The organism is Chloroflexia bacterium SDU3-3 (assembly GCA_009268125.1).
In the GTDB taxonomy this organism is placed as follows: domain Bacteria; phylum Chloroflexota; class Chloroflexia; order Chloroflexales; family Roseiflexaceae; genus SDU3-3.
Genome location: WBOU01000010.1, coordinates 136,399 through 160,298, shown reverse-complemented (window position 1 = coordinate 160,298; position 23,900 = coordinate 136,399). Strand labels below are relative to the sequence as shown.

22 protein-coding genes are annotated in these 23,900 nt (G+C 63.4%); 12 read left to right on the top strand and 10 right to left on the bottom strand.

The features are described 5' to 3' along the window. Positions 1-236: 236 nt before the first annotated feature. From F8S13_17395 to F8S13_17365, 7 genes are all read left to right on the top strand, one after another. Complete coding sequence (locus F8S13_17395) at positions 237-1,577, top strand: UDP-glucose/GDP-mannose dehydrogenase family protein (GenBank protein KAB8141906.1); 1,341 nt, start codon at positions 237-239, stop codon at positions 1,575-1,577. Positions 1,578-1,778: 201 nt separating this feature from the next. Next, positions 1,779-2,201, top strand: a complete 423-nt coding sequence (gene rpsF / locus F8S13_17390; GenBank protein ID KAB8141905.1) for a 30S ribosomal protein S6 — start codon at positions 1,779-1,781, stop codon at positions 2,199-2,201. Positions 2,202-2,230: 29 nt separating this feature from the next. Next, positions 2,231-2,680 (top strand): single-stranded DNA-binding protein, encoded by a 450-nt coding sequence (locus F8S13_17385; GenBank protein KAB8141904.1) that lies wholly within the window; start codon positions 2,231-2,233, stop codon positions 2,678-2,680. Between the two features lie 50 nt (positions 2,681-2,730). Continuing rightward, the gene (rpsR, locus tag F8S13_17380) at positions 2,731-3,003 is read left to right on the top strand and encodes a 30S ribosomal protein S18 (GenBank protein ID KAB8141903.1); all 273 of its coding nucleotides are present in this window, start codon (positions 2,731-2,733) and stop codon (positions 3,001-3,003) included. Positions 3,004-3,138: 135 nt separating this feature from the next. Beyond that, positions 3,139-4,809 (top strand): peptidylprolyl isomerase, encoded by a 1,671-nt coding sequence (locus F8S13_17375; protein ID KAB8141902.1) that lies wholly within the window; start codon positions 3,139-3,141, stop codon positions 4,807-4,809. Between the two features lie 78 nt (positions 4,810-4,887). Next, positions 4,888-5,802 (top strand): hypothetical protein, encoded by a 915-nt coding sequence (locus tag F8S13_17370; GenBank protein ID KAB8141901.1) that lies wholly within the window; start codon positions 4,888-4,890, stop codon positions 5,800-5,802. A gap of 172 nt (positions 5,803-5,974) precedes the next feature. Then, a complete protein-coding gene (locus F8S13_17365; GenBank protein KAB8141900.1) occupies positions 5,975-7,150 on the top strand; it encodes a phosphoglycerate kinase in 1,176 nt (391 codons plus the stop codon). A 78-nt stretch (positions 7,151-7,228) separates the two neighbouring features. Here the strand turns inward: F8S13_17365 and F8S13_17360 are convergent, their stop codons facing one another. Then, the gene (locus F8S13_17360) at positions 7,229-7,480 is read right to left on the bottom strand and encodes a hypothetical protein (protein ID KAB8141899.1); all 252 of its coding nucleotides are present in this window, start codon (positions 7,478-7,480) and stop codon (positions 7,229-7,231) included. A 444-nt stretch (positions 7,481-7,924) separates the two neighbouring features. Here F8S13_17360 and F8S13_17355 point away from each other — a divergent pair, with 444 nt between their 5' ends. Genes F8S13_17355 through F8S13_17345 form a run of 3 tightly spaced genes read left to right on the top strand, consistent with a single transcriptional unit; the run spans position 7,925 to position 9,926 of the window. After that, on the top strand, positions 7,925-8,503 hold the full coding sequence (locus tag F8S13_17355) for a sigma-70 family RNA polymerase sigma factor (GenBank protein ID KAB8141898.1): 579 nt from the start codon (positions 7,925-7,927) through the stop codon (positions 8,501-8,503). After that, on the top strand, positions 8,479-8,967 hold the full coding sequence (locus F8S13_17350) for a hypothetical protein (GenBank protein KAB8141897.1): 489 nt from the start codon (positions 8,479-8,481) through the stop codon (positions 8,965-8,967). The genes F8S13_17355 and F8S13_17350 overlap by 25 nt, the downstream gene beginning before the upstream one ends. Next, positions 8,967-9,926, top strand: coding sequence for a polymer-forming cytoskeletal protein (locus F8S13_17345; GenBank protein ID KAB8141896.1), 960 nt, complete (start codon positions 8,967-8,969; stop codon positions 9,924-9,926). Before F8S13_17350 ends, F8S13_17345 begins: the two co-directional genes overlap by 1 nt. Before the next feature lie 491 nt (positions 9,927-10,417). Here F8S13_17345 and F8S13_17340 read toward each other — a convergent pair whose 3' ends face one another. Together F8S13_17340 and lon are read right to left on the bottom strand one after the other, a co-directional pair. Beyond that, a complete protein-coding gene (locus tag F8S13_17340; protein KAB8141895.1) occupies positions 10,418-11,038 on the bottom strand; it encodes a DUF4367 domain-containing protein in 621 nt (206 codons plus the stop codon). A 112-nt stretch (positions 11,039-11,150) separates the two neighbouring features. After that, a complete protein-coding gene (gene lon, locus F8S13_17335; GenBank protein KAB8141894.1) occupies positions 11,151-13,568 on the bottom strand; it encodes an endopeptidase La in 2,418 nt (805 codons plus the stop codon). 637 nt (positions 13,569-14,205) lie between these two features. Here lon and F8S13_17330 point away from each other — a divergent pair. Beyond that, the gene (locus F8S13_17330) at positions 14,206-14,589 is read left to right on the top strand and encodes a response regulator (GenBank protein ID KAB8141893.1); all 384 of its coding nucleotides are present in this window, start codon (positions 14,206-14,208) and stop codon (positions 14,587-14,589) included. Positions 14,590-14,674: 85 nt separating this feature from the next. Here F8S13_17330 and F8S13_17325 read toward each other — a convergent pair whose 3' ends face one another. Further along, positions 14,675-15,427: a triose-phosphate isomerase gene (locus F8S13_17325; GenBank protein ID KAB8141892.1), complete on the bottom strand. Its 753-nt coding sequence runs from the start codon at positions 15,425-15,427 to the stop codon at positions 14,675-14,677. A gap of 107 nt (positions 15,428-15,534) precedes the next feature. Next, positions 15,535-16,173 carry a peptidase M50 gene (locus F8S13_17320; protein KAB8141972.1) on the bottom strand — a complete coding sequence of 213 codons (639 nt, stop codon included), beginning with the start codon at positions 16,171-16,173 and terminating at the stop codon, positions 15,535-15,537. 270 nt (positions 16,174-16,443) lie between these two features. Here F8S13_17320 and F8S13_17315 point away from each other — a divergent pair, with 270 nt between their 5' ends. Beyond that, positions 16,444-16,992, top strand: coding sequence for a sigma-70 family RNA polymerase sigma factor (locus tag F8S13_17315; protein ID KAB8141891.1), 549 nt, complete (start codon positions 16,444-16,446; stop codon positions 16,990-16,992). Between the two features lie 74 nt (positions 16,993-17,066). Here the strand turns inward: F8S13_17315 and F8S13_17310 are convergent, their stop codons facing one another. The 5 genes from F8S13_17310 to F8S13_17290 form a co-directional block, all read right to left on the bottom strand. Further along, a complete protein-coding gene (locus tag F8S13_17310) occupies positions 17,067-17,522 on the bottom strand; it encodes a hypothetical protein (GenBank protein ID KAB8141890.1) in 456 nt (151 codons plus the stop codon). A gap of 150 nt (positions 17,523-17,672) precedes the next feature. Next, a complete protein-coding gene (gene gatC, locus F8S13_17305) occupies positions 17,673-17,972 on the bottom strand; it encodes an Asp-tRNA(Asn)/Glu-tRNA(Gln) amidotransferase subunit GatC (protein ID KAB8141889.1) in 300 nt (99 codons plus the stop codon). A gap of 54 nt (positions 17,973-18,026) precedes the next feature. After that, positions 18,027-19,478: a hypothetical protein gene (locus F8S13_17300; GenBank protein ID KAB8141888.1), complete on the bottom strand. Its 1,452-nt coding sequence runs from the start codon at positions 19,476-19,478 to the stop codon at positions 18,027-18,029. Beyond that, the gene (locus F8S13_17295) at positions 19,475-20,290 is read right to left on the bottom strand and encodes a TIGR00159 family protein (GenBank protein KAB8141887.1); all 816 of its coding nucleotides are present in this window, start codon (positions 20,288-20,290) and stop codon (positions 19,475-19,477) included. Before F8S13_17295 ends, F8S13_17300 begins: the two co-directional genes overlap by 4 nt. Positions 20,291-20,401: 111 nt before the next feature. Then, positions 20,402-23,737, bottom strand: coding sequence for a tetratricopeptide repeat protein (locus F8S13_17290; protein KAB8141886.1), 3,336 nt, complete (start codon positions 23,735-23,737; stop codon positions 20,402-20,404). Positions 23,738-23,900: the final 163 nt, after the last annotated feature.

The following is a 23,900-nucleotide window of genomic DNA, read 5'->3' as shown; positions in this document are numbered from 1 at the left end:
GGTACAATAGCCCGCGCTTGTGCCAGGGCTTCTGCGGCCTACCTGGGCATGGCGGATGACATTTTTGTTACTTGCAAATGCGCAGAGCGCTCTATAATGATGCAGTACAGAATCGTCAAGCAACAGCGGCACAATCCGTGCGCTTGGGGTGGCGGCGGTGACCGGCGTCATTGCTTGTTCATACCCACGGCGTATGCTGGCACGAGCACTGTACGAAACTACACGAGGAGGCTAAGTTGAGGAATATCTGCGTTGTTGGGACGGGCTACGTCGGCCTGGTGACAGGCGTCTGCTTTGCCGATCTTGGGAACAACGTGACATGCGTCGATGTCGACCCGCGCAAGCTTGAGATGCTGCGCGGCGGCAAGTCGCCGATCTATGAGCCGGGGCTGGAAGAGCTGCTTGAGCGCAACATCCGCGCCGGGCGCATCTCGTTCACCGACAGCTACACGATTGGGATGGATGGCGCAGACTTCGTGTTCATCACCGTGGGCACGCCCATGGGCAACGACGGCGCTGCCGATCTGAAGTACATCCGCGCCGCAGCCCGCAGCATCGGCGAGGCCATCTCTGGCCCGATCATCGTGATCGACAAGAGCACCGTGCCGGTGGGCACCGGCGACATGGTGGCCGAGATCATCCGCGAGCACGCCCGCGCCGACATCCCCTTCCAGGTGGTCTCGAACCCCGAGTTCCTGCGCGAGGGCTCGGCGGTGAGCGACTTCTTCAAGCCCGACCGTATCGTGCTGGGCTGCTCGGATCGCGCCTCGGCGGAGAGCGTGGCCAGCCTGCACGAGGTGCTGGGCGCGCCCGTGATCATCACCGACCTGCGCACCGCCGAGATGATCAAGTACGCATCCAACGCCTTCTTGGCCACCCGCATCTCGTTCATCAACGAGATCGCCCAGATCTGCGAGAAGCTGGGCGCGGATGTGAAGGAAGTGGCGCGCGGCATGGGCGTGGACAAGCGCATCGGGCCGCACTTCCTAGATGCAGGCATTGGCTACGGCGGCTCGTGCTTCCCCAAGGACGTGCTGGCGCTGCACCACATGGCCGCCAGCGCAGGCTGCCACCCCCAGCTGCTCCAGGCTGTGATGGACATCAACCACGACGCCCGCACCCGCTTTGTCAGCAAGGTCGAGACTCTGCTGGGCGAGCTGGAGGGCACCACCGTGGGCGTGCTGGGCCTGGCCTTCAAGCCCAACACCGACGACATGCGCGAGGCCCCCTCGATCGAGATCATCAAGACCCTGGAGGAGCGCGGCGTGCGCGTGAAGGCCTACGACCCAGTGGCCATGGAGCACGCCGACGACATGCTGCCCAGCGTCACCTTCTGCGCCACCGCCTACGACGCCGCGAAGGAGGCCGACGCCATCCTGATCGTGACCGAGTGGAACGAGTTTAAGCAGCTCGACTGGGAGCGCCTGCGCCGCTACATGCGCCGCCCGATCGTGGTGGATGGCCGCAACCTCTACGAGCAGGCCGAGATGGCCAAGCGCGGCTTTATCTACTGGGGTGTGGGCCGCGGAGAGCAGCCCAAGGCCAGCGAGGCCAGCCCGGTGGCCGCCGAGGGCTAGCGCCCACCGCCCGAACGCACGTCGCCCAATGGCCGCGCCAGCGCACCCCAGCTGCTGGCGCGGCCATTGGCGTTTTGCAGCCATCCACCCCCTGTGCTATAATGCCCGCTTGTGAATTTTGAAGCTTCTACCTCTCCGCTCATGTCGAACAGTCGCGCGTTCGCATGAAACCGCGAGAGAGGTACCACCACAGGAGGAATCATGCGCGAGCGTCTGCGTGATTACGAACTCATGATTGTCATCTCGCCTCTTCGCTCCAGCGAAGAGGATGTGAACGCCACCATCACCCGCATCCAGCAGAGCCTGGGCAGCGTGGGTGGCGAGCTCACGTCGTCCGACTTCTCGGCCCCCTGGGGCCGCCGCAAGCTGGCCTACTCCATCCGCCGCTACGCCGAGGGCGAGGCGAGCCGCCGCTCGTTCACCGAGGGCTTCTACGTGCTCATCCGCTTCACCCTGGCCACCGCCCAGATCACCGAGTTCGAGCGCCAGCTGAAGCTGAACGATGCGGTCATCCGCTACCTGATCACGCTGGTCGATCAGCGCGGCCAGCAGCCCATCTCCGACGGCTCGGATCTGGAGCCGCAGACCGAGGGTGGCGAGCAGGGCGGCCAGGACGAGGAGTAGCTTTGGCTGGAGTGTAAAAAGGTAGTGCGATGGCGAGAGATCTGAACAAAGTGATGGTGATAGGCCGCCTAGGCCGCGACCCCGAGATGCGCTATACCCCCGGCGGCAGCCCGGTGACGACCTTTAGCGTCGCCGCGAGCCGGCAGTGGAAAGACGGCAGTGGCGAGAACCGCGAGGAGACCGAGTGGTTCAACGTCGTGGCCTGGAATAAGCTCGCCGAGATCTGCAAGGAGTACCTGCGCAAGGCCAGCCGCGTCTATATCGAGGGCCGCCTGCAGACCCGTCAGTGGCAAGATCAGGAAGGCCAGACGCACTACCGCACCGAAGTCATCGCCTCCGATATGATCATCCTGGACGGCAAGAACGAGGGCCGCGCCTTCCGCGACTCGTCGTTCGACGATTTCGAGCCGCGCCCAGCCCCGCGCAGCACACCATCGCGCAGCTCGCTGGACATCGGCGACGAAGATATCCCGTTTTAATGATGCAAGGTAGCGTCTTGCGACGCTCTGGATAGAGGATAAGAAGCACTATGAGCGAATCACGACAGCGTGGCGGCGCGGGTGCCAACCGCCGCAAGTTTGTTGCACGGCGCAAGGTCTGCGTGTACTGCGCCGAGAAGATCCGGACCCCCGACTACAAGGATGTCAAGCGCCTGCAGCGCTTCGTGTCCGAGCGCGGCAAGATCATGCCCCGCCGCCGCACGGGCACCTGCGCCAAGCACCAGCGCGGCCTGACGGTCGCCATCAAGCGCGCCCGCCACCTGGCCCTGCTGCCCTTTGTGGCGGCGCATACCCGCGGTTGATAGCGTTCTCACATAGACCAGAGCCAGCGCGCGCCACGTTGGCCCGCCTGGCTGGCCTATGCGCTTCGAGCCGGTCCGCCTTCGATGGGCATAGGGAAGTCTCTCCCTATGCCCATGTTTGTATGTAACGAACCGATGGCAAATACAAAAAAAACGCAGCGCACTAGCGCAGAAGCCCAGCGCGTCGCCGTCGCCGAACGGCGGGCGAGCGCCCGCCGCCTTCGTGAAGCCCGCCGCCAGCGCATGGTGATCAGCATCGCCGCTGGCGCGGTGGGTGTGGCCATCATCGCAATTCTTATCGGCGTGCTGTACGACCAAGTCTACATTCCGTCGCGCCCGGTGGCCCAGGCCGCTGGCGCGTCGCTCTCGCGCGGCGACTACGCCAGCGAGCGCCGCCACCAGATCGCCCGCGATATCAACGCCACGCTCGACCTGATCTACCGCTACGGCTCGCAGATCGGCGACCAGTTCGCCCAGCGCGTGCCGCAGCTGAACGCCGATGCCGAGCCGCGCACCCTGCGCGCCGCCGCCGTGGATGATGCGACCGTCGAGAGCTGGATCGAGCAGAAGCTGATCGAGCACGGCGCCGCCGCCCTGAGCATCCAGGCCAGCGACGCCGAGGTGGCCCAGCGCCTGATCGGCGATCTCAACCAGGCCTTCCCTCCGCTCACCGCGCCGGTGTCCAGCACCACAGGCATCACCGCCACCGCCGCCGCGCCGACGGCTACCGCTGCGCCCAGCGCTGCTGCCACCGCCACCGCCGCGCTGACCGAGACGATGCCGACGATCGCCCCCACCTCTACGCCGGTGCCTACACCCAAGCTCGAAGAGGCTAGCGGCCAGCTCGATGCTGCGGTCAAGCGGCTCTACGATGGCTTCACCGCCCAGATCGTGGGCATGACGCCGTACCTGACTGTCGACGACTTCCGCACGGCCCTGGTCGACCAGTACCGCCGCCAGGTGCTTACCGAGAAGATCCAGGTCCAGCTGGTCAAAGAGGAGTCCTTCACCGCCACCACCGACCCCTCAAGCATCGAGGTGCGCCATATCCTGGTGAAGGTGTCGACCCCCGAGGGCGCGTCCGACGCCGACAAAGAGGCCGCCTTCGCCAAGGCCAAGCCCGAGGCCGAGTCGCTGCTGCGCCAGGCCCAGGGCGGTGCCGATTTCGCCGAGCTGGCCAAGGCCAACTCGCAGGATGCCACCACCGCCCCCAACGGCGGCCTGCTTGGCTCCTTCGATAAGGATGGCAAGACCCAGGACGGCACCCAGATCGACCCAGCCTTCCTGGCCGCTGCGCTGAAGCTGACCGAGCCGAAGCAGATCGCCAGCGAGGTGGTGCGCACGCCGTTCGGTTGGCACGTCATCCAGCTGGAAAGCCGCGTGGTTCCCACCAAGGAGGACCAGCTGCGCGAGGCTCGTACCAAGGCGTTCGACGCCTGGGTGGCCAAGCAGCGTACGGAGAACGGTGTCGCGCGCTTCCCGGCGCAGACGCCGACCGCCACCGCCGCGCCCACCGACGCCGCCGCGACGGCTCAGCCGCTGCCCACCGCCCCGCTGGGCGGCTTGCCCACCGTGGTGAGCGATACTACCGCGCTTGGCACGCCTACCGCCGAGGCGACGGCCACCGCCGAGGCGACAGTCGAGGCATCAGCCACCGCCGAGGCGACGGCCACTGCCGAGGCGACAGTCGAGGCATCAGCCACCGCCGAGGCGACAGTCGAGGCGACGGCCACCGCCGAGGCGACAGTCGAGGCGACGGCCACCACCGGGGCTGATGCTGCCGCCACCGCGACAGCGCAGCCGTAATCATTAGCTGGGCAGAAGGCCAGCGCGCTTTCAGGGCACCCGCCTTGGCCGCACCGGCCTTCTGCCTTTTTTACCCCTATGAGACGCTGGCAACCACTTTCAGGCGCTGGCCGCTGGGTCGCCCTGGCGATGCTGCTGATCCTGCTGGGCGTGACCGTATTCGACGGCCTCCAGATCGTGCGCGTGTTCGCCGCGCCGCCCGAGAACTGGCCTGTGAACCTGGGCCTGTATGTGCGGGTGGTGATCTTCTTGGCGCTGCTGCTCTGCTGCGCGGCGCTCACCTATCGGGTGGCTGCCGCCTTCACGCTCAGCTACGACCTCGACCGCAACGGCCTCTATATCAACTGGCTGGGCAACCGCGCCGTCGTGCCGCTGGAAAAGATCTCGCATCTGGATGTGGGGCTGGGCGACATGGGCAAGGGCTGGGGGCCGGTGCATGCGATTGGCTACTACTCGGGCCAGCAGTGGCTCGCCGATGGCCGATCAATCCACCGCTTCTCCACGCTTCCCAACGATCGCAGCCTGGTGGTGCATACCGACGAGGCGATCTATGCTATCTCGCCGAAAGACACCGATGCCTTTGTGCAAGATCTTGAGCAGCGGCGCAATCTAGGCGCGGCCAAGACGCTCAGCACTGCGGTGGAGCCGGGGCGCATGTTCCTCTACGCCTTCTGGCACGACACCACCGTGCGCGGGCTGCTGATCGCGGCTTTCGCGATCAACCTGGTGGTGCTGGGCCTGCTGGCGGCGCGCTACCCCGAGCTGGCTAGCTCGGTCGAGATGCGCTTCAACGCGGTCGGCCAGGCCGCCGCGCTGCGCCCCCGCCACGATCTGCTGTTCCTGCCGCTGGCCGCCTTCCTGCTGAGCCTTGTGAACACCGGCCTAGGCCTGCTGCTCTACCGGCGGCAGAAGCTAGGCGCTCGCCTGCTGCAGGGGGCCTCGGTGGTGGTGCAGCTGATGTTCAGCGTCGCTGTGCTCACCATTATCCACTAGCAGAAACCCCGCCGCTTCCAGAAGCGCCAGCTGCACAATGCAGCTGGCGCTTCTGGCGTGTTTGGATGCGCTTGCAAGATCATAACCAACTCGCCCCCATTCTAAACGGCCACCCGCAGACCCTGTGCTACAATAGGAGCGCCCAAAATGTACTTTGAAGGAGACATTTCATATGGCGAAGAAGACCGTGCGCGACATCTCGTGGGGCGGCAAACGTGCTCTGGTGCGCGTTGATTTTAACGTCCCCATGGAAGATGGCAAGATCACCGATGATACCCGCATCCGCGCAGCTATCCCCACCATCCAGTACCTGCTGGAGAATGGTGCCGCCGTTGTTCTGATGTCGCACTTTGGCCGCCCCAAGAAGAAGGTCGTGGAGACCATGCGGCTCGCCCCGGCGGGCGCGCGCCTGGCCGAGCTGCTTGGCCGCCCGGTGACGGCGCTGAAGACCACCACCGGTGCCGAGGCCGAGGCCGCCGCCGCCGCGCTGAAGGCCGGCGATGTGCTGCTGCTGGAGAACACCCGCTTCGACGCCCGCGAAGAGGCCAACGACCCCGAGATGTCGCAGGAGCTGGCCAAGCTGGGCGATGTGTATGTGAACGACGCCTTCGGCGCTGCACACCGCGCCCACGCCTCGACCGAGGGTGTGGCCCACTACCTGCCCGCCGTGAGCGGCCTGCTGCTGGAGAAAGAGATCGAGGAGCTTGGTAGCCTGCTTGGCAACCCCGCCCGCCCCTATGTGGCGATCATGGGCGGCGCGAAGATCAGCGACAAGGTCGAGGTGATCAACAACCTGATCAAGGTGGTTGACTACCTGCTGATCGGCGGCGGTATGGCCAACACCTTCTTCCTGGCGCAGGGCAAGAACCTGGGCGCTTCGCTGGTGGAGCGCGACGCTGTGGAGACGGCCAAGGGCATTGTGGCGGGCGAGTACGCCTCGAAGCTGCTGCTGCCGGTCGATCTGGTGGTGGCCGACAAGATGGAGCAGGGCGCAGAGATCAAGGTGGTGGCACCGGATGCCATCCCCGACGGCTGGCGCGCGCTGGATATCGGCCCCGAGTCGGTCAAGCTGTTTGGCGAGAAGGTGCGCGGCGCGAAGACGGTGTTCTGGAACGGCCCGATGGGCTACTTCGAGGATGATCGTTTTGCCGAGGGCACCCGTGGCGTCGCTAAGGCCATGGGCGAGAGCCAGGGCCGCACGGTGATCGGCGGCGGCGACTCGGTGGCGGCGGTAGAGCAGATGAACCTTGCCGACAAGATCGGCCACATCTCCACTGGCGGCGGCGCATCGCTAGAGCTGCTGGAGGGCAAGGCCCTGCCGGGCGTCACTGCGCTGGGCGACAAGTAGGCAACATAAAAAAAGCCGCGCACGGCTATGCGTGGGCATCGCCCACGCGTACCGTGCGCGCCTGTTTGTGTAGTAAGACTACAGGCCCTCTGTTTCCAGCCACTGAGCTACTGCGGCATCATCCGCACCAGCATTGCCCCCGGGGATATAGCGATACTGATCACCATACCCATCCATAACCTTGTTGCGTATTTCTTCCATCGCAGCGCTGGAGTCCGACTCGTTGATGGTCACTACGGTACCAGTTGCAAGATCGAGATACGAACTTATTGCGGGATCAGCCATTGCGAGGGCGGCGCGGATCGCGCCGCGATCGAACGCTACTGCCACTGAAACATCTCCTCGGGTTATCACCCGCATAAACGGCGCGGTTCGACGTCCTGGTTGATACGCCGTTACCGGAGCTTTAGGTTCCCCGGTCCACCGCGCGCATGGTACACGATGCCCTATAGTTCTGCAAGCTGTAGTTCTTACCAATCTTGTGATACCTTCCTCACAGTATAAGCCAAAAAGAGGTCTATTGCAATTGTTTGTGTCTATATTGTGAAAAATAGGCTCAGTGTAGACCAGACTGTAGGTGTAAAATCAAATGACAGATAGGCAAAAGCCTAACATTTAATGATATACTGATGAGTTCTTGCGGTATATATGGTTTAAAAGGTATCGGAGATTTTTGCTTTTTGCGGTATCATAGATTTGTCATTTGGTGGCGCTAACGAATCTGAAACCTTTTTCAGTCCGCAGCGTACATCCCAGTAGAACAAAAGGTGGAGCATGGATCCACAAGCCGAAGAGCTTGAATGGATACAACAAGCCCTCGGGGGCCAGAAGCAGGCGTTCGGCATGTTGATGCAGCGCTACACAGGGGCTGTCTACGGGCTTTCCTACCGGATGCTCGGCAACCCCCAAGATGCTGAGGACGCCACGCAGGAGATCTTCCTGCGGGCATACTCGCACCTTAGTGCGTTTGACCGATCGAGGAAACTTTCCACATGGCTGCTGTCAATCGCGTCGAACTACTGTATCGATCGGCTGCGCCGCAGGCACTACAACTGGATGACGCTCGACGACGTAGCCTACTGGCTGCCCAGCGAGCGCGCTGGCCCAGAGCGCACCGCGCTTGAAACCGAGCAGCGCGCGCTGGTGCGGGGCGCGCTGCAGCGCCTGCCCGATACCTACCGCCTTGTTGCGGTGCTTCGCTATATGAATGAGCTTTCGTACGACGAGATCGGCCAGATCACCGGCCTGCCCGAAAGCACGATCAAGACCCGGCTTCACCGCGCCCGGAATATGCTCGCCGAATTTCTCGGCTCTGAGAGATCAAGTTTATGGGATACCGAGATAACCTCCTAGATGTCGATGACACCCTAACCGATCCGGCGCTGAAAGGGCTCCTTGATCCTGCCGCTGATCTCGCTGATGCCGATCAACTCACTTCTGATCTTGTTTCGCGCACGCTGGGCAAGCTTCCGCCCGTACCACCCGCCGCTGCGGCACAGCGCAGCGCAGCGCAGCGGCGGCGGCGCACTATCGTGCTCGGCATGCTGGGCACGCTGCTCCTTGCCGTGGCGGCGTTTAATATCTGGGGCGTGGTGGGCAATGGCCCGCAGCTAGCCTTCGCCTTTGGCGATGGCCGCACTGGGCCAAGCGCTGTGCTGCTCAGTATCCAGCTGGCGGCGAAGCCGCTCTGGAATACGATCCGGGCGACACAGGTATCGTTTCTCGTAGGCGCGCTGCTCGTGACTATTGCCAGCCTCCTCGCAGTCTGGCAGATCGTCCATCGCCTACAGTCGCGCTATGATCCGGAGGTGCTGTAATGGGTATTTTTCAAACGATCTGTACCCGCTGGTACGCGTGGATATTGCTGGCGCTGGTGTTTGTTATCCTTCCCGCGTCGGCGCTGGCCGGGGGCGGCGATACCTACCGCGTGCCGCCCGGCGAGCACGCCGTGGGCGATGTGGCCACGATCGCACAGCCGATCGTGGTGGATGGCGATGTCGAGGGTGATGTCACCAGTTGGAGTGGAGATATCATGGTGAACGGCCATGTATCGGGCGATGTGGTGAGCTATACGGGCCATGTGTACATCGCGGCAACCGCCAGCATTGACGGCAGCGTGATGTCGATCGGCGGCGGCATCGATCGCGCCGCGCAGGCCCAGGTGGCCCGCGCCACCATCGGCAACGCCAATGAGAATGTGGCGCTCTCAAGCATGATGGGCGTGATCGTCCCCTCCGGCGGTACACCCGCATCCTCATCGGCGCTGGCGGGCCGGGTCATCCTCGGTCTGATGGCAGGCTTGTTTGTGCTGGCCTTTGTGCTGGCGGGCAGCGCTATCTGGCCGAATCGCACCTTTGCCACAGCCCTGATGCTTCAGGCCGTGCCGCAGCGCGCGATTGTGGTGGGCGCGCTGAGCACGGTGGCGGTTGCCGCTATCTCGCTCCCGCTGGTCGGGCTGTTGGCCGCGTCGGTGGTCGGCCTGCCGCTGCTGCTGGTGCTGCTGGTGGGTATTAATGCACCGTATGTGTATGGCCTTGCCGCCATGGCGCGCTCGCTATCGCTGGCGCTGGGCGATGCGCTCCGGCCAGCGCCAGTGCCACACCGTGGCGCTATTGCTGCCCTCGCGGGGGTGGCCGTGCTGGTCGCCGTGGTCTGCGCGCTGAACCCGCTGGGTGGGCTGCTGCTGTTCTATGCGATCGCCTCCCCTGGCCTGGGCGCGGTCATCCTGAGCCGCGCGGGGCTGATTGTTCCGGCTCCGGTACGCCTGGGCGAGTGATCCTCAGCGTCTCTTTCAGGTGTATACAGCAAAAGCGCGGCGAGAAGATCCATCGATCTTCTCGCCGCGCTTTTGTATGAAGATGCGCAGACCCGCTGTGCCTATCTGCTGCTCTCGGATATGCCGCTCGCAAGCCAGAAATGAGGGCCGAAGTTTTGCCGTAGTTGCTCCGATGCCGCGCCGAAGGGGCATGCTGCTAAGCTGTGCTCATTGAAACCGCACGGCAACGCCTACACAGCAAGGAGCGCAGCACTATGAAAAACGTGACCATCTATGCACACGGCAACGGTGGCGACTGCCCGGAGCACGGCCCGCACTCGGGCGGCGACTGCCCCCGTTGCGGCTAGCGCACACCACGATATGGCTTGGCAACACTACACCAAGGAGCTACCACAATGCACAAGCAAAGCCCCATTATCTGCGCGAACGACGACTGCCCAGAGCACGGCCCGCATTCGGGCGACGACTGCCCCCGCTGCGGCTAGCGCGTGCTATTGCTCCTTCCCTGCGACGATGTTTTGAATTGCAGTTAGCTCGTTGGGAACCATCGATTCTGCCACGAGGATCAGCTCCTGCTCGCTGATATTACGGCTGTAGATAAAGTACTTGACCTTATTTTTGATAAATACAAATTCCCGCTGCTCTCCATCTGTGGTCAATGTGGCCATCTCGCCATCATACTCCACCGAGCGGCTCTCGCCGTTTAGTACCAGGCTATCTGTTGCCCCGCCTCCCACGATGATCTTGCGCGTGTCGCTATTGAACGTAACGATATAGAAGCCAGTAGATGTGCTTCCCATCTCGTTCGCATGCGGCACCCGCGACTCGCTTGGCGAGACATACATGCCATCTGGCAGGTATGCTGGCCAGAGATACACGAAGGCGCTGGTGGCTGGGCTCGGCGTGCTGCCTGGGATGGCGGTGGGCTGGCTCGGCACGACCTGCAGCCTGGGGGTTGCGGTGGCCAGCGGTCCTTTTTCCGGGGCCAGTAGTGCCTCGGCGATGGTTGGCACCGTGGTGGGCGCCACGGTAGGGGTTGATCGCGTTGTGCTGGAGCAGCCCGCGAGAATCGTGCAGCACAGCACGATGAGGGTGGTAGATATAATTTTCATGGGGTTATGATAGCGCACCTGCGGCACGGTGCCAAACCGAGGGTATATACGAAGCCCCCTGAGCTGTAGGCGCTTTCTCGCGCTGTAGCTCAGGGGGCTTTGCTGCTTACACCTAGGCAGCTGGCTGCGCTGGCGGCTGAGCAGCCTGTGTCAGCGCGATCTTCAGCACCTCATCCATAGATGAGACCGGGATCAGCTGCAGATCTTCGCGTACTTTCTTCGGCAGATCCACGATATCCTTGACATTGTCCTTGGGCAGGATGAAGGTGCGGATACCGGCGCGGTGTGCGGCCAGCGTCTTCTCCTTCAGGCCGCCGATCGGCAGCACCTTGCCGCGCAGCGTGACCTCACCTGTCATCGCCACGTCGCGCCGCACCGGTTTGCCCGTCATCGCGCTGATCAGCGCGGTGGTGAGCGTGATGCCTGCCGAGGGGCCATCCTTTGGCACCGCGCCCTCGGGCACGTGGATGTGGATGTTGTGCTCGTCGAAGTAGTTCGGGTCCACGCCCAGATCCGACGCGCGGAACCGCGCGTAGCTCATCGCGGTCTGCGCCGACTCCTTCATCACATCGCCGAGCTGCCCAGTCAGCTGCATGCCGCCCTTGCCGCGCACCGGCAGCACCTCGATCGACAGCACATCGCCACCTGCAGGCGACCACGAGACGCCGGTGGCGACGCCGATCTCGTCCTGCTCTTCGGCCAAGCCATAAGAGAAGCGCTCTGGCCCCAGGTAGGTGGCAATGCCGTCGGCATCGACCACAAATGGTGTCACTTCTTCGCCCGCATCGATGGCTGCGGCCACCTTGCGTGCGATTTTGCGGCACAGGCTGGCCACCTCGCGCTCTAGGCTGCGCACGCCTGCCTCGCGGGTGTACTCGCGGATGAGCTTGAGCATCGCCCCGTCGGTCAGCGTCAGCTGCTCCTCGGTCAGGCCGTGGAACTCGCGCTGCTTGGGCACCAGGAAGCCCTGCGCGATGCCCAGCTTCTCGTCCTCGGTGTAGCCGCCGATCTCGATCACCTCCATGCGGTCGCGGAGCGGCCCAGGGATCGGCTCAAGCTGGTTGGCGGTGGCGATAAACACCACCTGCGAGAGATCGTAGGGGATCTCCAGGTAGTGGTCCGAAAACGCGTTGTTCTGCTCGGGGTCCAGCACCTCCAGCAGCGCCGATGTCGGGTCGCCGCGGAAATCCTGTCCGACTTTGTCGATCTCGTCCATGATGTAGAGTGGGTAGCGCGATTTGGCCGTCTTCATGCCCTGGATGATCCGGCCCGGCATCGCGCCGATGTAGGTGCGGCGGTGCCCGCGGATCTCGGCCTCGTCGCGGATGCCGCCGAGGCTGGTGCGCACAAACTGCCGCCCCAGCGATTTGGCGATCGAGCGGCCCAGGCTGGTCTTACCCACACCGGGCGGCCCCACAAAGCAGAGGATCGGGCTGCGCATCTTGTTGCCGGCCAGCTTGCGCACGGCCAGGTATTCGAGGATGCGCTCCTTGACCTTCTCGAGGCCGTAGTGGTCCTCATCCAGCACGCGCTGGGCCTCGCTGATACTGATCTCGGGCAGCTCTTCGTCGGCCCAAGGCAGGTTCAAGATCCAGTCGAGGTAGGTGCGGATGACGCTGGACTCGGGGCTGTTCATGCCCTGCTGGGCCAGCCGCTTCAGCTCGTGGGTGGCCTGGTCTTTGACATAGTCAGGGGCCTTGAGCTCGCTGATCTTGCGGCGCAGCTCATCCACCGGATCGTCCGACTCGTCATCCTCGCCCAGCTCGCGGCGGATGACACGCATCTGCTCGCGCAGGAAGTACTCGCGCTGGCTCTGGTCGAGCACCTCTTTGGTATCCTGCTGGATCTTCTGGCGCAGCTTCAGCAGCTCCAGCTGGCGTGCCAGCAGCAGGTAGGTCTTGCGCAGGCGCTCCACCGCATCCAGCTCGTTGAGGATCTCTAGCCGCTCGGTGAAGGTGAACGCGGGCGCATAGGTGACAATATCGGCCAGGTGGCCGGGCTTGTCGATCCGGTGGACAAAGGCCACCGCGTCTTGCGGCACCTCGCCCATATAATCTACCACCTCGTCGATCTGCTGCTTGACCGTGTCGATCAGCGCCTCGACCTCCATCCCGACCACGTCTTCATCGTTGACGGGGGTGCACTTGACGCGGTAGAACGGCTCGCTCTGCACGATATCGCCGGTGGCGGCGCGGGTCTGCCCTTCTAGGATGATCCGCACCGTCCCATCGGGCAGCTTGACGAACTCGCCGAGCCGCGCCATCACGCCGACAGGCGGAAGCTGCTGGGGCTGGCCAGTTTTATAGCCTTCAATTTCATCTTCCGAGACGAAGATGAGCAGTACTTCCTGATCCTCGCCCCATGCCTGCTCCATCGCGCGGAACGACTTGCCCTGACCGACCTGAAGTGGCACGGTCATGTGCGGCATGATCACCATCTCGCCAAGGACGACGAGCGGTAGCTCACGTTCCACTGCGCTGAATTCTTCTTCGGGAAGCTCGTGATCGAGAAGATCCGAGACTTGGCTCATCGTATTCCTCACTTTTTGGCCATCATCGCCTGTAGATCCACGTAACAACGATTTGGGGCGATCATTTGTCTTCTTTCATAGCACAGAACAATAGTAGTATCAATGACAGATTCATCACGTAGTGTTTTGCTCTGCGGCTATGATTCTCTGCATGGTACCACAAAACCATAGGTTTGCGGTAGTTCTCCAAGCGCCTGTTTTTCAGCTGTTCGGCAGTAAGCGTTTTTGCGGGTGCTGGCAGGCTTTTGCCGATTAGGCTTCAACCTTTGTCACGATATTGCGTTAGGTACGTGGTAGGAGAGAGGTAGGGTCGGCGGTGAATAGATAGAAATAGGACTAGAGAAAAAAGCAAAAATGTGATATTGTCAACGTGATCACAGCTATGTTCTATCCTAACCTTCTGGCGTAGCGGATGGTCGGCGGCTTGATTGGCCCGCTAGGATCACCCTTCCCCCAGGTGTGTAGTGCGCTCGATTCGCGTGGCCCAAGCGGGCGATCGCAATACTTTGTGTCCCATACTAAAGAATCACAGCTACGTGATCAATCCGATCATATGTTGTGTAGCACACTGGGATCGTCTCTCGGTATTATATATAACACGACACAACCGACGTTCTAGCTCTTGTGGTGGTGATCAATGCCCGAATACACTATCCTGATTGTCGATGATGAAGCCAACCAGCGTTTTATGCTTGAGCAGGCGCTCTTCTCGCCGGACAAGTGGTCGATCAAGACAGTATCGAGCGGGCCAGAGGCGCTTGCCCACGCGCTTGAGCAGCTCCCCGATCTGATCATCACCGACTACCATATGCTCTCTATGAATGGTCTTGAGCTAGTGACCGCCCTCCGCCAGCATGGCATCAGCTCGCACATCATCATGATGACGGCCTACAGCTCGCCCGAGCTGATGGAGGCAGCGCAGGATCTGCAGGTCGATCACTACCTTGCCAAGCCAGTACCGATCAAGGTGCTGCGCTGCTTGACTGCAACAACGATCGGCACACCGCTCCTACATCTTTGAACGTTGAATATGGCCGATTTTGCAAAGAAGATGGCGCGCAGCGTTGCTGCGCGCCATCTTCTTTCTGTATGTCAGTCAATCGAGCCTAGCGGTAGCCGATGATCCGCAGGAAGCTGCTGGCGCTCAGCGCCGCGCCGCCTACCAGCGCGCCATCGATGTCCTGCTGGGCCATCAGTTCGTCGATGTTGTCGGGCTTCACGCTGCCGCCGTAGAGGATGCGGATCTCCTCGGCCAGCTCGGCGCCCGCGATCTCCACTAGGGTCTTGCGGATAGCCGCGTGCATCGCCTGAGCATCGGCGCTGCTGGCGGTGTCGCCGGTGCCGATGGCCCACACCGGCTCATAGGCGATCACCACCTCGCGCAGGCCCTCGGCGGTCAGCCCGGCCAGGCCGGCCTTCAGCTGGCCTAGCACCACATCCTCGGCGCGGCCGCTGTCGCGCTCGGGCTTGGTCTCGCCCACGCACAGCACCGGGCGGATGCCGTGCTTCAGCGCCGCGACCACCTTCTTCTGGATGATCGCATCGGTGTCGCCGAAGATCTGGCGGCGCTCGCTGTGGCCCACGATCGTGTAGCTGCAGCCAAGCTCCTTCAGCATGGCGGGTGCGATGGCGGCGGTATAGGCGCCCTGCTCCTCATAGAACACATCCTGCGCCCCCAGGCGGATGGGCGTGTTCTGGAGCAGCGGGTTGAGGGCGTAGAGCGCGGTGTAGGGCGGGCACACCAGCACCTCGCGGTCCGACGTATCAGGCAGCTCGCGCAGCAGGGCCTCGACCAGCTCGACGCCCTCGGCCACGGTCTTGTGCATTTTCCAGTTCCCAGCGATAAGCGGGGTTCGCATAGCTCAATACTCCATGTTAAAACGACCTTGGCCTATTGTACCTAATTTTGGCCAGGTGTTGTGTAGACGAAGGGCAACATCAGGCGGGCAAGCTGCAACGCTGCCAGCTAGCGCAGCAGGCCGCTGGCCAGGGCGTAGAGGGTGCTGAGCACGGTTTCGTTCTGCAGCACAAAGACCAGCACAAGCCCCACGGCTATCGTCACCGCAAACACGATCTTGTTCCAGGCAAACACCTTTGCGCCATCGAAGGGGCCAGCTGGGATCATGTTGAACAGGCCCAGCCAGGCATTCAGCGTAAAGCCCATGTAGCAGAGCCGCTGCAGCCAGTCGGGCGTGTTGGCCAGTTGCCCCGAGAGCAGGAGCACAGAGATTGTCAGGAAGAAGATCAGCGAGAGCACGAAGTTGGACACTGGCCCAGCCAGTGCGATCTTGCCATTTTGCGCCTTCGAGAGCATGCCGCGGTACCATACCGCCCCAGGTGCGGCCAGAAACGCTCCGGCCAGCGCGATCAGCAGCGACAGGCCCAGCATGCGCTTGTCGGCGATGAAGTGGGCCTCGGCGCCGTAGCTGCGTGCCACCACGCGGTGGGCCAGCTCGTGCAGCACAAACCCAAGCCCGCACACCACTGATGCGATGGCGAGGATGCTCAGAAACACTGGGGTCATAACCAAGCTGAGGTTTCCCCCGATGCTTGAGAGCGAGAAGGCCAGCGTGGTGCCAGCCCAGGCCAGCGCCAGATCTGGCAGGTCGCTCTGGCGGCTGTTGAGGGTCGCATTGCTTGGGGTGTTGAGCCAGTTATTCAAGGAAATCTCCCTGCGATGAGTCGGATTATCGCTCTATTCTATCATCATATTTGACAGGGCAGTGCATCCATGTCGTCGCCTCGCACGGTGTATAGCCCATGGAGACCCCATGCGGCGCTGGTTACAGGTGGGTAGCGTGCGCTCGCTATACTCCTTCCACGTACTCGGACTGGCGGCTGACTAGCCCCACCTCGCACGTTCTAGGAAGTGATTATGCAGCCCACTACTACCACAGATGCAGAGCTCGTGGTGCGCGCCAAAGCAGGCGATCATGGTGCGTTTGCCCAGATCTACGAGCGCTACGCATCGGCGATCTATCGCTACATCTATTTCCGCGTTGGCGAGGTCGAGCTGGCCGAGGATCTTCAGGCCGAGGTATTCCTTCGTATGTTTGAAGGGCTGGATCGCTATGAAGATCGCGGCTGGCCGATCTCGGCGTGGCTCTACCGGATCGCCCACGACCGCACCGTCGACATCATCCGCCGCCGCCGGAAGCGCCACCAGGTGCCTCTAGAGAACTGGGAGGGCAGCTGCGAAGGCCCCGAGCAGGCGGTCAGCGCGCGGCTAGAGCACGAGGAGCTGCGCCGCACCCTGGCCGATCTCACCGACGACCAGCGCGAGGTCATCCTGCTGCGCTTTATGTCCGACATGTCGGTGCAAGAGGTTGCCGAGCGCCTAGGCCGCACCGAGGGCTCGGTCAAGGCGCTGCAGCACCGCGGCATCCAGTCGCTGGCCCGCCGGATGCAGACCAACGCGGCCTAGCTTCCCTTCCGAATACGAAACCGGCACCGAGCACAAGGCTCGGTGCCGGTTTTTTGCGCCGCTGGCCCAGCAGCTTACGGGCGAATGGTGACGTTGGTGATCACGCGGCGGACGCTGTCGGCGGTGTTGCGCGCCGCTAGGATGTAGGTGGCGTACACATCGGATCGCCCCAAGATGAGCGGGGCCGATGCGAGCAGCAGCAGCACGGCGGGAACGAACCAGATCGCACCGAAGGCGCTGCCCACAAAGAACATGATCAGGCCCGCGCCCACCAGGGTATTGAGCAGCGCGGTGTTCGAGCGCTGGGGGTAGGGGTTAGCGATCACGTCGCGCAGGTTGCCCAGCACCAGCAGCACGCCTGCGGCCAGCGCAAAGTAGGCGTTCAGCCCTGCGGTGAGCAGGCTGCCGATGAACCACAGGGCGATGAGCGCCAGGATGCCGATGCCGATGTAGAGGTAGAGCGGCTTGATGCCAAAAGGTGTGCGCGTGCCGCTCTGATACCTGTAGTTATTGCCATTCGAGCCGTTCATGAGAAAGCCCCTCTCTGTCTATACCTGATATGCGCCGTGCTTGCGCAGCTGTTCAATAGCTCTGTTATGTTGGTACGATTGGGGCGTGTGGTTTGTTGCAGGGAAATGAGGAGGTGCGCCATACCCGATGGCATGGCGCACTTGGGCGCGCTAGCTATTGTTTTCGTCGAAGATGGCCTTGACACGGAACATGTTCTGGCTCTGGCGCGGCGCATTGGCAAGCGCCTCGTCGACCGGCATGGATGGGCGGATGGTGTCATCGCGCATGACGTTCACCAGATCGGTCACCTGCGCGGTGAGGGGGACGCCCTCGACATCCACCTCGCTGAGCTTGTCGATATAGCTGAGAATATTTGAGAGCTGGTGCTGCATGGTCTCAAGCTCGCTGTCGGAAAGCTTGAGGCGGGCAAGATGCGCAACGTGCGCGACATCCTCTTTTGTCAGCGGCATGGTTTTTCTCCATTTGTCTCGATTGGCGTATTGTACCATAGGCCACCTGTGGCGCTAGGGCGTGCTGGTCGGCTCGGCGGTCGCCGCAGGCGCTTCCTGCTGGGCCTGGGTGGTCTCGGCGGGCGCGCTGGTGGGCGGCTCGGCAGGCGCGCTGGTGGGCGGCTCGGCGGTGGTGGCAGGCGCGGGCGTGCTGGTGGGTGGTTCGGCAGTGGTGTCTGGCACGGGCGTACCTGTGGGTGGCGCGGGCGTGCTGGTGGCCGTCGGCTCTTGCCGCAGGGTGACGGTGACGCGCGGCAGCCCGCTGAGCGTGATGCCCTCGGGCAGGCTAAAGCTGGGTGTGAGCGTATAGACGCCTGGCCCACTGCCCGACATGTCGACCGTGCCCTGGATCTGGCGGGTGTTGAGCGTGCTGATCGTGCTGGTATCGCCGCTTAGGCGCAGCTGCACAATGTTGGGGCTTATACTGACCGTAAGACCCTGCCCAACGTTAATGGCGACCACCTCGGCAGGCAGGGTGGTGCTAAATGCCTGGGCGATCGGCTCGGTGTTGATCACCACCTCGACGCTGGATGGCTCGCTGGCGAGCAGCGTGACCCCGGCGGGCGGCTGGAGCTTCACGGTGCGCGAGATGGTGCCGCTGCCCCCTGCGATGGGCACTGGCTCGGTGGCGATGCTCTGCACAGCGTCGAGCGAGCCAGAGCTGCCGGTGAGCGTCACGAACTCGGGCGTGACCGCGATCGAGCTGACCAGCTGGCCGCTGGCCGGGCTGCCTTCTACCATCGGGATGATCGGCACGCGCTTGATGCCCACGCTTGAGACGATCGGGATGAGCACATCGACCGAGGCTGGCGTGATGGTCACGCCGGTGATAACATTGCCGTTCTCATCCACCGGCTCGATGGGGCGCGGCGAGTTGTAGTTGGCGGTGAGCTGATTCACATTGGCACTGATCTGCGCGGTAGCAATGCGCTCGATCCGATTTTCTGGCCCGCTGACGGTGATGCGCTCGATCCGCTTTCCGGCGCTGGACAGCTCCGGCTCGCGCTGCTCGAAGCTGAAGGGCACGTTGCCTTCCACCTCCACGGTGAGCGGAACCGTCTTGGTGATCACCTGCTCGATGCGGATGGGGATGAGGCTTGGGTCGGCTTTGAACAGGATGCGCGAGAGCCCGTCGCGGGTGGTCGATACGTTGATCGGCACCTGGTGGTCGCCTGCGCCTAGGTTGGTGACATCGGCGAAGGCGTGCACATCGCTCTGCCGTAGGCTCTGCAGCAGATTCTGAGGGCCTTCGGCGCTGACCGTGATGGTGGCCTGGTTGGCGGTCGGCAGGCCATTTCGGTCTACGGTGATCAGGCTGGGGCCAAGGTTGTCTATTTTGACAGGCACATCTTGGTAGACGGCAGTGTCGCTGGGATTTTCGCGGAACGAGACATAGACCCAGAGCGCGAAGGCCAGCCCGATCGAGAGGATCAGGCGCAGGCCGGTGCTGCGTAGCCAGTGCATCATTTTGCCGCCTCCTCAAGGGGTACTTTCAACAGCCCCGCGAGCAGGCTCTTGAGCCGCGCCTCGTTGAGGTAGCTGACCATGCGCCCATCGTTCACCAGCGATATTGCCCCGGTCTCCTCGGAGACAACCACGGCGATGGCGTCGGACTGCTCGGTGATGCCCTTGGCAGCGCGGTGGCGGGTGCCATAGCGGCGCTGGCCGACCACATCTTCGGAGAGCGGCAGCACCACGTTGGCGGCCAGGATGCGGTTGCCCCGGATGATTACGGCCATGTCGTGCAGCGGCGAGTTGGGGTAGAAGATGTTGAGCAGCAGCGGCACCGCCAGCCGCGAGTCGAGCGTGACGCCGCGGTCGGCGTATTCTTGCAGCCCGGTCTCGCGCTCGATCACCATCAGTGCGCCGACGCCTTGCTGCGAGAGCTGCTGGGCGGCGCGGGCGATGCCGTTGATAGTCTCAAGGCTCTCGGAGTGGTTGGTGCGCGAGAATGGGCGAGCGAAGAGGTCGTTGGTGCCACCCAGCTTCTCAAGGGCGCGGCGCAGCTCGGGCTGGAAGATCACGGGTATGGCGACAAACAGCGCGGGCTGGATGACGCGCTCGATCAGCCAGTCGAGGGTCTGGAGGCGCAGCACCGAGCTCAGCAGGAACGAGAGCGCCAGCAGGATGCCGAATCCGCGCAGCAGCTGTACGGCGCGGGTGCCGCGGATGACCCCGAAGAGCCAGTAGAAGATGAGCGCGACGGTGGCAATATCGAGGAGGGCGAAAAAATCAATAGAGGAATTTATGCGTCGTATGACCTCGGTGATACTATCCATGAGATTTAGCACTATGGTAAGGCAGCCTGCTGCCTCCTCTCGGTGAGGCGACAGCAGGCTGTCATGAAAAGATCTAGGCGGAAGCCCACCAGGTTTGCAGCCGCTACCGGGCTATTTGGCGCGCATCTGCTGCTGGTCGAGCATACGTTTGGCCGCCGACTGGAGTGCCTCGACACGCTCGGCCTCCACGTCGGGCATCTTCGAGAGGCGCGAGTAGATGCGCACGGCCTGCTCGTACTCCTCGCGGCGCATCAGCACATCGCCCAGCTGGAAGTAGGCCTCGACATCGTTCTGGTTGATGCCGATGATCTGGTGCAGCTCGGCGATCGCGTTGTCGTAGTCGCGCTGCTGCAGGAAGAGCCGCACGATCTGCTTCTTTTCCCCGATCGCGTCGGTTGTGCGGCCAGCCAGGGTATACATAAACGAGAGCCACTGGCGGGCCTCGACATCGTTTGGCGCGATCTTTACGATCTTGTCGTAGACCTCGCGGGCCTTGTCGTGCTGGCCGAGCGTCCAGTGCACATCGGCCACCTGCTGCAGGCTGGCCACGGCATCCTTGATCTGGCCGGCCTTGCGCTGCTGCTCGGCCACCTTGGTGAGGCCCTCGATACCCTTGTCGAGGTAGCCGCGCCGGATGTTGAGCTGCGCCCAGTGTAGGCCGACCGGTATATTGTTCGGGGCGATCTGCAGGCCGTACTCTAGCGACTCGATGGCCTTATCGAGATCCTGCTGGCGCTCGTAGTGCGTGGCCAGCTCTTCAAGCTGGGTGATCGCCTCGTTCAGCTTACCCTGGCGGAAGTAGATATCGGCCAGCTTGGTGTAGATTGTGCGGTCGTAGGGCAGGTGCTGCTTGGCCTCCTGAAGCGCCCGCTCGGCACCTTCGAGATCGCCCGAGGCGGCGAACGCCTCGGCCATGCGGCGCACGATATCGCCCTGCGAGAGCGGTGTGGCGAAGGGGTAGCGGGCGAACTCGGGGCTGGGCGGGTTGGCCGATGCCACCGCCTGGCCGCGCTTCAGCTGCTCCAGCGCGTCGTCGGCCTGGCCGAGGGCGATATAGCTGTCGGCCAGGGCCTGGTGAACCAGGGTGAGCGGCAGCATCGGATCCTCGTCGGACTGCAGCAGGTCGATGGCCTGCTCGAACTCGAGCAGCGCCGAGGGGTGCTGGCTAGCCGCCTGCTGGATGATGCCGAGGATGTAGTGCAAGATGGCGACATCCTGCACCAGCAGGGTGCTTCGGTACTCGGCCTGCACATCGGCCAGGGCCGCGCCGTGCTGCAGGCCCTTGAGCCGATCGAGCAGGGTGGCCAGCGATTGCCAGACGGCGGCGGGCTGGTCGCCCATCAGGGCCAGCGCGGCGTTGACGCGGGCGATGCCCACGACGTTGGTCTGGTCGAGCTCAAGAGCGCGGCGGAACTCGTCGAGGGCGGCCTCGTAGCGCTCAAGCTTGAGCAGGGCCTGGCCGTACTGCCCGTGCAGCGGCGCGCTGTTGGGTGCCCACTGCAGGCCGCGGCGGTACTCCTCAAGGGCCTTGTTGGTCTGGCCCATGCGGAAGTAGGCGCTGGCCACCTGGGCCAGCTGCTCGGCGGCCTCGTCGACGCGGGTGTCGTTCTTGAGCAGCTCGGCGAGGCGGGCGCGGGCGTTGATCGTGTCGGGCGAGAGGTCGATCAGGCGGTAGTAGACATCGATTGCGCGGCGCGGCTCGCTGCGGGCCATGTAGGTATCGATCAGCAGCTGGTATTTAGTCAGCGCCTCCTCGGGTTTGCCCTCGCGCTCGTAGATCTCGCCTAGGCGCAGGTGGATGGCTAGGTAGTTTGGCTCAAGCCGGATGACCTCCATGCAGGCATCGATGGCGGCCAGCATGAGGTTCTGCTCGATGTACTTCTCGCTGGCGGCCACATATTTCTCGGCCACATCATCCAGCCCGGCGGTGTCGAGCGGGGCGAGCGGCTTGAAGTCTGGCTTGATCGGCGCGGGCAGGCTGGCCAGATCGCCGAGCGGGTCGGCGGGCGCTGCTGGTGCGGCGGGGGTGGATGCGAACAGATCGTCGCCGCTGCTGGGCGCAGGGGTGCGGTCAGGGCGCAGGAAGTCGGTGATAGGCCGGATCTTGCCCCATGTCTCGGGCATCGGCTCGCTGGCTGGCGGGGCGGCGGGCGGCGGCGCGGCGGGATCGGGGGCGACCAGCGCGCCGGTGCCCAGCGTGCGCAGCTTGGCGAACATGTTGCGCTCGGTCAGCTCTTTGGCCTTGCGGCGGAAGTCCTCGGCGCGCTCGCGGCCCCAGCGCTTGGAGCCGAGGAAGTTGGCGAGGGTCGAGTAGAGCGAGGCGGCGCGGGCGATGTCGTTGATCTGGATGTAGATGTTGGCCGCGCTCTCATACATCTGGATGAGGTCTTCGGACTCGGCCTTACCGATCGACTGGAGGTCGACCAGGCGGATGGTCTGCTCGTACTCCTGGGCGGCCTTGGGCAGCTGGCCGAGGGCCTCGTAGGATGTGCCAAGCGAATAGTGGGCCGAGAGCGCGTACTCGCTGTCGGCGGATGCCTTCTGCAGCATCTCGACGGCGGGCTGGTGGTCGCCGCGCTCTTGGTAGAGCAGGCCGAGGCTATAGTAGACATCGGGGCGGTCGGCCCCCAGCTTGGCGGCGCGCTCGTACTGCTCGATCGCGCCGCTGTTGTCGCCGCGCTCCTGCAGCTCCTGGGCTTGGGCCACGATCTTCTCGATGGTGAACTGCTGGCCGCGCAGGCTGCCGGTGGCCCCCGAGCCGCCCAGCGCGCCCAGGCCGCCGGTGCCTAGGCCGCCGGTGGGGCGGCGCTGGCCGGGCGCGGGCGCGCTGTCGAACGAGGCCGAGGCCGCCGACTCGATGGCGCTGTGGAGCGAGGCCATGTACTCTTTGATCTCGCGGCTGCTGGGGCTGAGCCGCAGGGCCTCGTCGGCGTAGCGCTCGGCCTCTTGCAGCTGGCCGTGGTCCTGATGGCTCTTGGCCAGCGCCATGTACTCGTTGGCCGCGTCGGATGTGTTGCCCGCATCCTGCAGCATCTTGGCCAGCCGCAGCCGCTGGTCATCCGCGCCGGGGCGGAGCCGCAGCACATCGTGCAGGGCCTCGATCGCCTTCATTGTCAGGCGGCGGCTAAGCTGGAGGTCGACCAGCTGGGTGTAGGCCGCCACCGCAGGGACGATGTTGCCCATCTGCTCGTTGACGCGGGCGATATATTCTAGGAAGAAGGGGTTGTTGGCGTCGGCGGCGCGCAGCTCCTCGAAGATCTGGAGGGCCTGCGAGTATTTATTGGTGTTGAACAGCGCAACTGCCACTGCCGATCGCGCGTCTAGATCCTGCGGAAACTCCTGCAGAGCGCGAACAGCTTGTTTCAGCGCGTCTTCCCACTGTGCTTGTCGCGCCGCCTCGCGGCTCTGCTCCATCGCGCGGTCATACAGGGCTCGGTTGCCTGCCATTGAGCGCCTCCCAATACTGGCGTAACGATGACTGCAATGTTCACTACATGCAAGGAATCCACGTCTGGCGGCGTGTTGTGCATATGATAGCACATATTCGGAAGCCAGCGCATTGCAGGAAGGTTGCAAGCTCTTGGTATTTTACGCGGGGTCGCGGCGCGGC